Source organism: Sphingomicrobium marinum (genome assembly GCF_026157105.1).
In the GTDB taxonomy this organism is placed as follows: Bacteria; Pseudomonadota; Alphaproteobacteria; order Sphingomonadales; family Sphingomonadaceae; genus Sphingomicrobium; species Sphingomicrobium marinum.
In genome coordinates this window covers 1815695-1827710 of record NZ_JANPVQ010000001.1, presented here as the reverse complement: position 1 = coordinate 1827710, position 12016 = coordinate 1815695, and the positions used below count along the sequence as shown (strand labels likewise).

Here is a 12016-nt window from a genome sequence, read left to right as displayed (position 1 = left end):
GGCCGCCCGACCCTATCTCGCGCGAAACGACACACCCGAGGGGGAACAACAATGACCGATTTCAACGACCGCGAAAAGGCGTTCGAAACCAAGTTCGCGCGCGACGAGGAAATGCAGTTCAAAGTCATCGCCCGGCGCAACAGGCTGTTTGGCCTGTGGGCGGCGGACAAGATGAACTTGTCCGAAGTCGAGGCGGAAGCCTACGCCAAGGACGTCATTCGCGCCGATTTCGAAGAGGCCGGCGATGAAGACGTCATTCGGAAAGTCCTTGGCGACCTGACCGGTGCGGGTATCGATATTGACGATGCGACCGTCCGCCAGGAGCTCGAGCACAAGGAAGTCGAAGCCCGCCGACACTTTATCGAAAGCCTCGATTAATGCCGATGGCCGCCGCCGATATCGAGCGGCTGATCAAGGAGGCCATGCCCGACGCGGACGTGGAGATCACCGACCTCGCCGGCGACGGCGACCATTATTCTGCCACGGTTATCAGTAAGGAATTTGCCGGAAAGCCCCGCGTTCGACAGCACCAGATGGTGTATGCCGCGCTGGGCGGCCGCATGGGCGGAGAGTTGCATGCGCTCCAACTGGTAACGCGCGTGCCACAAGAGGAAGACTGATGAGCGACGTAAAGACCCGTATCGACCAGACCGTGAAGGAGCACGACACGGTCCTTTTCATGAAAGGAAGCGAGCTGTTCCCGCAATGCGGCTTTTCCAGCCGCGCGGTGGCAATCCTCCAGCATCTTGGGGTCGAGTTCGAAACGGTCGATGTCCTGCAGGACATGGAAATCCGTGAAGGCATCAAGGCCTACTCGGACTGGCCGACCATTCCCCAGCTTTATGTGAAGGGCGAATTCGTCGGCGGCAGCGACATCATGATGGAAATGTTCGAAAGCGGTGAATTGCACCAGCTCTTCGGTATCGAAAAAGCCGAAGGCTGAGCGGTCTTGCCGTTCGCACAAATAAGAAGGGACGGCGGAGCGAGACCAGATATCGCTGCGCCGTCCCTCTTATGGTTTGTGGAACCAGTGTGTGGACGCCAAATACTTTGCACACCCCGTGCCAGTTTTGAAAAAGCCCGAAAATCTAACGTTTCTGCGTTAACGCGCTTCGGCCAGCTTGGTGCAAGCGTAAAAAATTCCGACAGAAGTCGCGTTGTGACGGGGGAAGAGAGGTAAATCGATGCTGGTGCCCGCTGAACGCGACCCGCAATCGCTGATGATCTGCGATTTGACGCAAAGCTGGTCGGAGACGGGCGGCGGGATCGGCACGTATATTCGCCGCAAGCGTCGTCATATCCTCGAGAAGACACCGCACCACCATTTGCTGATCGTGCCAGGCCCTGCGGACGATATCGTCGTCAGCGACGAAGGGCGTGCGATCACCGCCTATATCAAGTCGCCGTTGGTGCCAAAGCGGACCAATTACCGCCTGCTCCTGCGCAACCGAAAGGTGCGCGAAGTGCTGGCGGACTATCGACCCGACCTGATCGAATGCCAGGACGCCTACAATCTTCCCTGGCAGGCACTAAAGCACGCCAAGAAGCATGCCGGCACGGCGACGGTCGGCGGCTACTGCACCGATTTTCCCACCGTCTATATCGAACATACGCTGCGCGACTGGAAGTGGCCGGGCGAGGGTGTCGCCAAGTGGGGCGGGCGTGTGGCCTATCGCTATTGCAAGCGGCTTTATTCCAAGTTCGACGCGGTCTACGCGATGAGCGAGCATGGCGGCGGCAAGCGGCTTCGCGAGCTTGGTGTCGGCCGCGTCCATCGCATGCACCGCGGGGTCGACCGCCACACCTTCCATCCCGACCGGCGCAGCGACGAAAAGCGCGCGCTGGTCGGTGCCGGTCCCGATACGCCGTTGTTTATTTATGTCGGGCGGCTCGATCAGGAAAAAGGGGCGGACCTGGTGGTCGACGCCTTTACCCGCCTGCCCAAGGAACTGGGCGCGCGACTGATCATGTTCGGCGATGGCCCACTGCGCGACGAGATCGACGCGATGGGCCGCGAATTCCCGGTGCGCGCCTGCGGCTATGTCGCGGACCGCGCCAAACTGGCCGAATGGCAGGCCAGCGCCGACCTGTTCCTGTCGGGAATGGCACATGAGACCTTCGGCATCTCGACGCTGGAAGCGCAGGCGTGCGGTCTGCCCGTCGTCGGAGTGCGTGCCGGCGCAATGATCGACCGCGTGCCGCCCGAGGCGGGCAGCCTGGCCGAGCCGGGCAATCCCGAGGCGCTCAAGGATGCGATCTTGCACGTCTGGAACGGCGACCGCGAAGCGATGAGCCGCAACGCGCGTGCCCTGGCGGAAAGCTTCAGCTGGGATGCGGCAATGAGCCGCCTGTTCGACAAGATCTACCCCGCTGCATTCCGCCGCGCCGCCGCCAGAGCGAAGATCGCGGGCGTCCAGCCGAGCATTGGGGCCTTGTCGATGATCGAGCGTGCGGGCTAATATTCAAGCGAGATTCAGGCGCGCCGCGGCATCCGCGGGGCGACACGATAGAGGGAGAGAAGCATGAGCCACTGGAAATTTCTTGCTGCAGCCGCGCTGATCACGGCACCGGCATCCGCTCAGCCCGTAGAGGAAACCGAGACTGAAATCGAAACCGTCGAAGAAAAGGTCACGGTCGACGAGAATGGCGAACGCCATGTCGAGAAAACTGTCGTGCGCAAGAAGGGCGTCGGCGGCGAAGGGATGGAAACGATCGAGCGCGATCGCGCCGAGAAAATGGCCTCCGACTGTCCGGGACGCATCTTCGCCACCAAGATCGAAATGACCAGCGACGACGGCAAGAAGCAGTCGCGCGAAATCAAGCTGTGCGGCGAAAGCGATGATCCTGAAAAGTGGGTGACCCTGCTGGAAAGCGCCAAGGAAAAAGTGATCCAAATGGATGCCCTCGATGCTGCCGGCAAAGCCAGCCTGCTCGACGATATCGATGCGGAAATCGCACGTACGCAGAGCGAAGCTAACGACGGCTAGCGCATAGGGGCGCTCGCACCGCCGTTCGTCCATTCGTCGAAAACCGACTTGCTCTCCCGTTTACAACCGTAAGCGGAATGATTACACACGTAATCGAAAGAGGGAGTCGTCATGCGCATATCCGAAGCCGAATGGGTGATCATGGAAAGCGTCTGGGCCGCACCCGAGCCGCTGACCGCAACCGACATCGCCAAACGCGTACCTGCGTCACGCGGCTGGAGCCTTGCGACGGTCAAGACCATGGTCTCGCGCCTGGCGGGCAAGGGCGCCCTCAAGCACGAACAGGACGGACGTCGCTACCTCTATAGCGCCGCGGTCGAACGCGGTGCGACGGTGCGCGCTGAATCGAAGCGTCTCGTCAACCGCCTGTTCGGGGGCAAGCTGACCCCGATGATCGCGCATCTGGCGGAAGACAACGCGCTCAGTGAAGACGATATCGCCGACATCGAAGCGCTGCTGAAGGAGCTCAAGCAATGAGCGAATGGCTCCTCGATACGCTGATCGTCACCACCGCGCTGATGCTGCTGGTGCTGGCTATTCGCCGCCCTGTCGCCGAGGCCTTTGGTGCCCAGGTGGCCTACATGCTGTGGCTGATCCCCGGCGCGCGGATGCTGATGCCGGTGCTGACCGAAACGGTCGAGCGACCTGCTGCCGCGGCAGGCGCGATGCCCAATGTTTCCGCCTCGCCGAGCGCCGTGCTCATGGCTTCGGCTTCGGCACCAAACGAACCAGTGATGCCGCCGCTTGCAAACGAGGTCGCGGCTGCGCCCGGCCTGATCGAAAGCCAGGTCGCGGCGATCGGCGGCGCTCCGGGCATCTTGCTAGTGGCTTGGGCGATAGGCGCGGCGGGATTTTTTGCCGCTCGCCTGCTGATATATGCCCGCGAGCGCGCCGATATCATGAGGCAGGCCGAGCGCGTCGCTACCCTCGGAAAGGTCCAGCTGGTACGCTCGCCCGCCGTTACCGGCCCGGTCGCCTTCGGGATCGTCGACAAGGTGATCGCCCTGCCGGTCGACTTCGACGATAATTTTACCACCCGCGAACAGGAATTGGCGCTCGACCATGAGCTTGCGCATCACCGTTCCGGGGACCTCATCGCCAATCTCGCCGCTTTTGCCGTGCTGTCGGTCCACTGGTTCAACCCGGTGGCATGGGCCGCATGGCGCGCATTTCGCTTCGACCAGGAAGCGGCCTGCGATGCGCGCGTTATCGGCACCATCACTTCAGGGGATCGCGTCACGTACGGGCGTGCCATCGCCAAGGCGGCCAGCGGGCGTGCAACGCTCTTCGCCGCCGCGCTGGACGACCCGGAAAACCTGAAACGGAGACTGAAGACCATGACTTTCCGCAAGAACAAGATGCTGCGTCACGCCGGCACCGCGGCGATTGCCGCAACGCTGGTCATCGGCCTGCCGCTGACCGCTACGAAGGCGGTCGAATATGTCGATCGCCCCGCTGCGCCGGCAGCGCCAACAGCGCCGGCTGCACCGACCGCAGCGATTGCTCCGGCCGCGCCGACGGCGCCCGTCGCACCCGCCGCTCCTGTCGTACCTGCTGCTCCTTCGGCGCCAGCCGCACCCATCTTGATCGAAGGTGTGCCGACACCGGTAATTGCCCCGCGCGCACCGCGGCCGCCGCGTGCGCCAATGGTGCCTGCCATGGCGAACAGCTGGACCGCGCACCCGCACACCATCTCGATCAATGGCAAGTCTAAGGAGTGGAAGGATTTGACTCCCGAGGAGAAGGCCGAAGTCCGCGCCGAACTTGCCGAGGCCAAGCGCGAAATGCGTGAGGCGATCCGCGAGATCAGGCAGGAACGTCGCGAGCTTCAATCGGAACGCCGCGACACGCAGCGCAACCATTGGGTGGACCGCGAGGAGATGCGACGCGAACTCGATGAATCACGCCGCGAAATCCGCCGCGAACTGCGCAAACTCGACAGTTCGGGCGGCAATGCCGAGGAAGTCCGCATCCAGAAGATCGCGCTGACCGAAGCGCTCCGTAGCCTTGAGACGATGGACATCGACAAGGTCGTCAGCGAAGCGATGGCCTCGGTCGATTGGGACCAGATCGACGCGCAGATGGCCCGCGCCGAAGCGGACATGGAACGCGCAATTGCCAAGATGGACTCCTACGCTCAGGACTAGCGTGATCGGGGCGTCCGTGGCAGGAGGCTGCCGTGGATGCCCCCTACGCCAAGATCGAGCCGGTTCACGCCGGAATCTCCCGCCTGCTGGCGCGTAATCCGTCTCCTTATACGTACACGGGAACGCAGACCTACATCGTGGGCGATGACGATGCGGTCATCGTCGTCGATCCCGGACCCGATCTCGACGAACATATCGAAGCTATTCTCGACGGCATCGGCGAGCGCGAATTGGTTGCGATCAGTTGCACCCATACGCACCGCGATCACAGCCCGGGCGCCGCCCCGCTCAAGGCCAGAACCGGGGCGCCGATCATCGGCTGTGCGCCGCTTGCGCTAGAGGCCGTGGGGCCACGCGCGGATGCCTCGTTTGACGATCAATATTCACCCGATCGCGTGCTCCAAGATGGCGAAAGTCTTAAAGCTGGCAGCGTAACCATGACGGCGGTGGCGACACCCGGCCATACCTCGAACCATTTATGCTTTGCGGTGGGCGATGCGCTGATCACGGGTGATCACGTGATGGGCTGGTCGACCACGGTGGTCGTGCCGCCCGATGGCGACATGCGCGCCTATCTCGACAGCCTCGAAAAGCTCCGGAAGCGCGAAGACAGCATCTACTTTCCCGCGCATGGCCCGCCGGTGGAACGTCCTCAGCGGTTGGTGCGTCATCTCATCGGACACCGACTGTCGCGCGAAAAGCAGATTATGAAGCGGCTGGAGGCAGGAGACCGGGACATCCAAACGATCGTCCTCAACTGCTACCCCGGCCTCGATCCGCGCCTTCGCCCGGCTGCCGGCGGATCGGTCCATGCCCACCTCGTCGATCTGGCGCAGCGCGGGCTGGTCGAAGAGACGGAGGATGGATGGAAGACGATCGCGTAGAGCAGCCGGAAAACAGCCGAAACGTGATCATCGCCGGTCTGCTGGGGATCGCGGCGATCCTGGCCCTCTATTTTGTCGGCTCGTCGCTGCTCGACCGAGCGGAGAGGGGTCCCGATCCCGAAACCATCGTGACCACCAGCCTCGAGGCGATGCAGGCGCAGAACCGGCTCGTGCCCTTTACCGCCCGCTTCGTGTCGGTCGTAACATCGCGGCAGGAGCGTTTTGCCGGTCTGCTCGATGCCGAGCGCACGCTCATCCTGCCGGGCACGGCCCGCTACGAACTCGATATGGGTAAGATCGATCGCGGCGATCTCGATTGGGACGAGGCCAGCCGGACGCTTACGGTCACCATGCCCGACATCGAAATCGCGGGCCCCGAAGTCGATCTCGCCGCGGCGCGCGAATATGGCGAGACGGGCATCCTTGGCGCGGTGACCGATGCCGATGAACTGCTGACGCGCGCCAACCAGCAAGGCGCGATCGAAGACTTGCGCAAGCAGGCGGGCGGCGCGGTGCCGCTCGGGCTCGCTCGCGAAGCCGCTCGCGATGCCGTGCGGCGCAATTTCGAACTGCCGCTGCGTGCTGCGGGGATCACCAACGTCCGCGTCGAAGCGCGGTTCCGTAGCGATCCGCAACCCTCGACGGACGTGCTCGATCATTCTACATCTTATGAGAACGCCCTTGCGGAGGCCCAGCGCCGCCGCAACGCCAAAGGAGAATAAGGCATGAGCGCCCCCGTGCGTCCCCCCGTCGGCCAAGACCTGCTGGCCGAGATCGACCGGCTCAAGAAAGAGCGCAATGCGGTCATCCTCGCGCATTATTACCAGAAGCCCGAAATCCAGGACTTGGCCGATTTTGTCGGCGACAGCCTCGACCTGTCGCGCAAAGCCGCGGCAACCGATGCCGAGGTAATCGCCTTTTGCGGCGTGCGCTTCATGGCCGAAACGGCTAAAATCCTCTCACCAGAAAAGACGGTCATCCTGCCCGACATGGATGCCGGATGCAGCTTGGAAGACAGCTGCCCGCCCGAGGAATTCAAGAAATTCCGCGAACAGCATCCCGATCACATCGCGCTGACCTACATCAATTGCTCGGCCGAAGTGAAAGCGCTCTCAGACATCATCGTGACCTCCTCGTCGGCGGGCGTGATCCTCGACCAGATCCCGATGGACCAGAAGATCATCTTCGCGCCCGATCGCCACCTGGGCGGCTATCTTGCGCGCAAGACGGGCCGCGACATGCTGTTGTGGCCGGGCATCTGCATCGTCCATCAGGCATTCAGCGAAACCGAATTGCTAAAGCTCAAGGAAGAGCATCCAGGCGCGCCGGTCGCGGCGCACCCCGAATGCCCGCCGCATATCGTCGAACATGCCGATCATGTCGGCTCAACCAGTTCGATCCTCAAATTCTGCATCGAGACCGACGCCAAGACGGTGCTGGTCGCTACCGAGCCGCACATCATCCACCAGATGAGCAAGGCGCGCCCCGAAACCGAGTTCATCGGGGTGCCGGGCGGCGATGGCAACTGCAACTGCAACATGTGCCCCTACATGGCGCTCAACACGCTCGAGAAGCTCTACGTCGCGCTACGCGACCTCGAACCCCGTATCGAATTGTCGGACGAATTGATGGATGCGGCGCGCAAACCGCTCGACCGGATGCTCGACATGGCAGGGCGCACGGTGGGGCAGGGCGACGTCGGAAAACCGCAGGTTTGAGCGATTGGGGAATCGCCAGACTAACGTGCGTTGTGTATGGGTGTTGGGTTGGAAGACGGAGTATGCGTAGCGTTTTGACCGGATAAGGGGCTTGCAGGCGCGCATGAGCGACATCTTCATTTCCTATGCGCGATCGACCGAGGCTGTCGCCAAGGCAGTTGGGGATCAGCTAGTTGCGGCTGGTCACCAGGTCTGGCGAGACGATGAACTTCCGGCCCATCGCAGCTACAGCGACGTCATCGAAGAACGGCTTGAACAGGCCAAGGCCGTCGTGGTGCTGTGGTCTGCAGAAGCGGCGCGGTCACAATGGGTCCGCGCCGAAGCAGATATTGCCAGAAATCGTGGTACGCTCGTCCAGATGAGCGTCGATGGCACAACGCCCCCAATTCCCTTCAATCAGATCCAATGCGCCGACCTGAACGGCTGGTCCGGCAATGACGATCACTCGGGTTGGAAGAAGGTGCTCGACAGCGTGCGATCGCTTACCGGTTCGGCGGAGCAGGAACTGGTGGTGAGGCAGAAACGCGCAGGAACACAAGCGATGCGCGTGCTCGTCCTACCGTTTGAGAATATGAGCGATGATAGCGAGCAAGAGTATTTTTCTGACGGTATCAGCGAAGACATCATCACCGACCTCAGCAAGGTGTCGTCGCTCGACGTCGTTGCACGCAATCGCGCTTTTTCCTTCAAGAACAAATCGGTCGACGTCGAACAGTTGGCTGATGATCTAGGCGTCACACACGTCGTAGAAGGCAGCGTACGAAAGGGACCTGGTCGTGTGCGGATTACGGCGCAGCTGACCGACGCGATCAATGAAAGCCAACTGTGGGCGGACCGCTTTGATCGCGAACTCGACGACATTTTCGTGATCCAGGACGAAATTTCCAAAGCGATCGTTTCGGCTTTGCGGCTGAAATTGCTGCCCAAGGAAAAGAAGGCAATCGAAAGCCGCGGTACATCTAGCTCGGAAGCTTATGATCTCTACCTGCTTGCTCGTCAGCACTGGATCAACGGGTACGGCGTCGACAAACGCAGCATGGAGATCGCGGTGCGTATCTGCCAGCGTGCCGTCGCGCTTGACGATAATTACGCGAAGGCCTGGGGTCTTATGGCGCTAGCCCAGATGCGCCTTCGAATGACGTATGATGTCGAGATCGACCCGGAACCGGCGACCGCGCGAGCGCTCGAGTTAGATCCCGAAAATGTCGAAGCGATGTGTGCCAAGGCCGTGTTGTTGGCGGGTGAGGACAAGCGCGAGGAAGCCGGCGAATTACTGGCCAAGGCCCTCGAAATCGACCCCAACTCTTTCGAGGCTCACAAGGAAGCAGCGCGCGAATTCTTCCAGACGGGTAATCTAGACCGGGCGATTGAGCATTACGAATTGGCACTCACGTTGCTGGAAGAAGACCATCATGGGCCTGCCATGCTTGTCACCTGCTATAAGGCCAAGGGCGACCGCGAAAACGAAATCCGCGCTGCCAAAATCAGTATTGAGCGATGCGAGAAATGCATTGCACGCGATCCCAGCAACGGTTCCGCTCTTGGCCTAGGCGTCTATTGCCTTGCTGCGATTGGCGACAATGCGCGCGCCAAGCAATGGATCGAGCGCGCCCTGCTGATCGATCCCGATAATGTGATGATGCGCTACAACCTTGCGTGCACACTGGTGTGCGAGATGGATGACAATGACAAGGCGATCGAGGTGCTGGAGCCGTTCTTCGCCAAGATCGCCCGCGAATCGTTGATACATTGTGAGGTTGATCCCGACATGGACAAGATCCGCGACGACCCCCGCTTCCAAAAAATGTTGGCCGAAGCGAAGGAACGGACGGGCAAGGAGAAAATCGCAACCAAATGAGCGACATCTTCATCTCCTATGCGCGCTCGACCGAAGCGGTGGCCAAGGCGGCAGCGGACTCGCTGCGCCAGGCCGGTTTCAAGGTCTGGCGCGACGATGAGCTTCCCGCGCACCGTTCATACAGCGAGGTAATCGAAGAACGGCTGCAAAACGCCAAGGCGGTGCTGGTGCTATGGTCGGCCGAGGCGGTGCGATCGCAATGGGTCCGCGCCGAAGCCGATATTGCGCGGGAAGCCGGGACGCTGGTGCAGATGAGCGTCGATGGCACGACGCCGCCCATTCCGTTCAACCAGATCCAGTGCGCCGACCTCGCCGACTGGTCGGGCACTGCCGATCACGCGGGCTGGAAGAAAATTCTCGACAGTATCGGCTCGCTCGTCGGCCCGACATTGTCGCCAAGCGCGCCTGCGACAGAAACGCCAAAGTCGGATCGCAAGCGGATCATCGTGCTGCCCTTCCAGAACATGAGCGGCGATAGCGAGCAGGAATATTTCTCCGACGGCATCAGCGAAGACATCATCACCGACCTTGCCAAGGTATCGGCGCTCGATGTCGTCTCGCGAAACCAGGCCTTCTCGCTCAAGGGCAAGCAGATCGAGATCGACCGTCTCGGCGCCGACATGGGGGTCAGCCATGTCGTCGAAGGCAGCGTGCGCAAGGCCGGCGGGCGCGTTCGCATCACCGCGCAGCTTACCGATGCGGAGAATTGCAACCAGATCTGGGCCGAGCGCTACGATCGCGAATTGCAGGACATTTTCGCGCTGCAGGACGAGATCTCGAAGGCCATCGTGGCGGCGCTTCGCCTCAACCTCCTGCCCAAGGAGAAGAAGGCGATCGAGGAGCGCGGCACGAGCAACTCGGATGCCTACAATCTCTATCTCAAGGCCCGCCAGCACTGGATCAGCAGCAATGACAGCGATTCCGGCCCGCTGGACACCGTCATCCGTATCAGTCGCCAGGCCACCGCGATCGATCCCGACTATGCCAAGGCGTGGGGGCTGATGGCGCTGGCCCAGGCGCGGCTGATTGTCACTTTCAATCGCAAGGTCGACGCGCGCAGCGCGGCCAAGACGGCGCTGTCGATCGATCCCGACCTTCCCGAAGCGCGTCTGGCCCTGGCGCTGCTTGCCGCCGGGGACAGCGATTTCGACGAAGCCAATCGCGAGGTGGCGGCGGCGCTGGCGGTCGATCCCGAAAGCTTCGAGGTCAACAAGGTCGCGGCGCGCATTTTCTTCCAGCAAGAAGATATCGACAAGGCGATCGAGCATTATGAAAAGGCCGTGGCGATGGTCGATGGCGACTATCACGCGTCGGGCATGCTGCTCACCTGCTACGAAGCCAAGGGCGACACGGACAACAGCAATCGCACCGCGCAGATGACCATCGATCGTTGCAAGGCGGCGCTGGAAAAGGACCCTGGCAATGGCGGCGCCTATGGCATGGGGGCGGGCGGACTGGCGGTGCTCGGCATGGCCGACGAAGCACGCGAATGGACGCGCAAGGCGTTGCTGATCGATCCTGAAAACCAGAGCATGCGCTATAACTTGGCCTGCAACCTGACCCGCTCGTTACACGATGACGACGCTGCCATGGATATTTTGGAGACGCTTTTCCAGGAAACAGGAACGGCGCTGCTCGTGCACGCCGAGGCCGATCCCGATCTCCATCGTATCAGGGGCAACCCGCGCTTCCAGAAGATGCTGGCCGACGCCAAGGAACGCGCTTCGGCCCAATAGGAAAAGGGCGCCCCGTTCTTCACGGGACGCCCTTCCGACCGGTCTTTATGGCATTACGCGCCGATATAGACCGTCGATTCCAGACTGGTGATGCCATAAAGATTCTTGGCGAACTGCTGGGGCAGGCGAATACAGCCAGCACTAGCGGGGTAGCCAGGGTTATGGCCGGCGTGCAGCGCGATGCCGTATTTGTCGATCATCTGCATGTAGGGCATCGGTGCATTGTCGTACTTGGACGAATAATGCATCGGCTTTTTCAGCCAGATCGGGAAGATACCCTTGGGCGTCAGCTTGCCTTCCTTGGCGGTCGAGACCGATGCAGCGCCAACGAGCGTGTCGCCCTTGTAGGCAAAGGCCATCTGCCGATCGAGCGACACGACGACGCGGGCCTCACCGCTAACGCCCTTTGCGTCCCATACATAGCTGTTGGGTTTGAGGGAGGTGCGGTCGAATTGCATGACGAAATCGGCATAAGCTTCGTCGGCAAGTTCGGTCGAGGTTTGCTTGGCTTCGACCGTCTCGATCGTGGTGATGTTCATTTCGGCTAGAGCGGGTGAATTCAGGGCGAGCGCACCCGCTGCCAGCGCAAGTGCTAGCTTCTTCATGGTGCAAAACTTTCTTTCTAAAAGCGTTTGTACTCACAACGACTTGGCTGCGAGTCGGGTTCCTGATTCCCTACCGCATTG

13 protein-coding genes are annotated in these 12016 nt (G+C 61.3%); 12 read left to right on the top strand and 1 reads right to left on the bottom strand.

Annotation, left to right across the window (positions count from 1 at the left end):
* The first annotated feature begins 51 nt into the window (after positions 1 to 51).
* The 12 genes from NUX07_RS09400 to NUX07_RS09345 all read left to right on the top strand — a co-directional run bounded on the left by NUX07_RS09400 (position 52) and on the right by NUX07_RS09345 (position 11330).
* Positions 52 to 378: a DUF1476 domain-containing protein gene (locus NUX07_RS09400; RefSeq protein WP_265530316.1), complete on the top strand. Its 327-nt coding sequence runs from the start codon at positions 52 to 54 to the stop codon at positions 376 to 378.
* On the top strand, positions 378 to 620 hold the full coding sequence (locus NUX07_RS09395; protein ID WP_265530315.1) for a BolA family protein: 243 nt from the start codon (positions 378 to 380) through the stop codon (positions 618 to 620). The genes NUX07_RS09400 and NUX07_RS09395 overlap by 1 nt, the downstream gene beginning before the upstream one ends.
* Complete coding sequence (grxD, locus tag NUX07_RS09390) at positions 620 to 943, top strand: Grx4 family monothiol glutaredoxin (RefSeq protein ID WP_265530314.1); 324 nt, start codon at positions 620 to 622, stop codon at positions 941 to 943. The genes NUX07_RS09395 and grxD overlap by 1 nt, the downstream gene beginning before the upstream one ends.
* Before the next feature lie 241 nt (positions 944 to 1184).
* Complete coding sequence (locus tag NUX07_RS09385) at positions 1185 to 2459, top strand: glycosyltransferase (RefSeq protein WP_265530313.1); 1275 nt, start codon at positions 1185 to 1187, stop codon at positions 2457 to 2459.
* A gap of 63 nt (positions 2460 to 2522) precedes the next feature.
* Positions 2523 to 2987, top strand: a complete 465-nt coding sequence (locus NUX07_RS09380) for a hypothetical protein (RefSeq protein ID WP_265530312.1) — start codon at positions 2523 to 2525, stop codon at positions 2985 to 2987.
* A gap of 111 nt (positions 2988 to 3098) precedes the next feature.
* Positions 3099 to 3464: a BlaI/MecI/CopY family transcriptional regulator gene (locus tag NUX07_RS09375; RefSeq protein WP_265530311.1), complete on the top strand. Its 366-nt coding sequence runs from the start codon at positions 3099 to 3101 to the stop codon at positions 3462 to 3464.
* Positions 3461 to 5134 carry a M56 family metallopeptidase gene (locus NUX07_RS09370; RefSeq protein WP_265530310.1) on the top strand — a complete coding sequence of 558 codons (1674 nt, stop codon included), beginning with the start codon at positions 3461 to 3463 and terminating at the stop codon, positions 5132 to 5134. The genes NUX07_RS09375 and NUX07_RS09370 overlap by 4 nt, the downstream gene beginning before the upstream one ends.
* Positions 5135 to 5166: 32 nt before the next feature.
* On the top strand, positions 5167 to 6018 hold the full coding sequence (locus NUX07_RS09365; protein WP_265530309.1) for an MBL fold metallo-hydrolase: 852 nt from the start codon (positions 5167 to 5169) through the stop codon (positions 6016 to 6018).
* On the top strand, positions 6000 to 6740 hold the full coding sequence (locus NUX07_RS09360; RefSeq protein WP_265530308.1) for a DUF4230 domain-containing protein: 741 nt from the start codon (positions 6000 to 6002) through the stop codon (positions 6738 to 6740). The genes NUX07_RS09365 and NUX07_RS09360 overlap by 19 nt, the downstream gene beginning before the upstream one ends.
* 3 nt (positions 6741 to 6743) lie before the next feature.
* A complete protein-coding gene (gene nadA, locus NUX07_RS09355) occupies positions 6744 to 7736 on the top strand; it encodes a quinolinate synthase NadA (protein ID WP_265530307.1) in 993 nt (330 codons plus the stop codon).
* 103 nt (positions 7737 to 7839) lie between these two features.
* On the top strand, positions 7840 to 9594 hold the full coding sequence (locus NUX07_RS09350) for a TIR domain-containing protein (protein WP_265530306.1): 1755 nt from the start codon (positions 7840 to 7842) through the stop codon (positions 9592 to 9594).
* Complete coding sequence (locus NUX07_RS09345) at positions 9591 to 11330, top strand: TIR domain-containing protein (protein WP_265530305.1); 1740 nt, start codon at positions 9591 to 9593, stop codon at positions 11328 to 11330. The genes NUX07_RS09350 and NUX07_RS09345 overlap by 4 nt, the downstream gene beginning before the upstream one ends.
* A 53-nt stretch (positions 11331 to 11383) precedes the next feature.
* Here the strand turns inward: NUX07_RS09345 and NUX07_RS09340 are convergent, their stop codons facing one another.
* A complete protein-coding gene (locus tag NUX07_RS09340; protein ID WP_265530304.1) occupies positions 11384 to 11935 on the bottom strand; it encodes a L,D-transpeptidase family protein in 552 nt (183 codons plus the stop codon).
* Positions 11936 to 12016: the final 81 nt, after the last annotated feature.

Coding starts and splice junctions, on each gene's coding strand:
- NUX07_RS09400 (WP_265530316.1), top strand. CDS start 52: ATGACCGATTTCAACGACCGCGAAAAGGCGTTCGAAACCAAGTTCGCG.
- NUX07_RS09395 (WP_265530315.1), top strand. CDS start 378: ATGCCGATGGCCGCCGCCGATATCGAGCGGCTGATCAAGGAGGCCATG.
- grxD (WP_265530314.1), top strand. CDS start 620: ATGAGCGACGTAAAGACCCGTATCGACCAGACCGTGAAGGAGCACGAC.
- NUX07_RS09385 (WP_265530313.1), top strand. CDS start 1,185: ATGCTGGTGCCCGCTGAACGCGACCCGCAATCGCTGATGATCTGCGAT.
- NUX07_RS09380 (WP_265530312.1), top strand. CDS start 2,523: ATGAGCCACTGGAAATTTCTTGCTGCAGCCGCGCTGATCACGGCACCG.
- NUX07_RS09375 (WP_265530311.1), top strand. CDS start 3,099: ATGCGCATATCCGAAGCCGAATGGGTGATCATGGAAAGCGTCTGGGCC.
- NUX07_RS09370 (WP_265530310.1), top strand. CDS start 3,461: ATGAGCGAATGGCTCCTCGATACGCTGATCGTCACCACCGCGCTGATG.
- NUX07_RS09360 (WP_265530308.1), top strand. CDS start 6,000: ATGGAAGACGATCGCGTAGAGCAGCCGGAAAACAGCCGAAACGTGATC.
- nadA (WP_265530307.1), top strand. CDS start 6,744: ATGAGCGCCCCCGTGCGTCCCCCCGTCGGCCAAGACCTGCTGGCCGAG.
- NUX07_RS09350 (WP_265530306.1), top strand. CDS start 7,840: ATGAGCGACATCTTCATTTCCTATGCGCGATCGACCGAGGCTGTCGCC.
- NUX07_RS09345 (WP_265530305.1), top strand. CDS start 9,591: ATGAGCGACATCTTCATCTCCTATGCGCGCTCGACCGAAGCGGTGGCC.
- NUX07_RS09340 (WP_265530304.1), bottom strand. CDS start 11,935: ATGAAGAAGCTAGCACTTGCGCTGGCAGCGGGTGCGCTCGCCCTGAAT.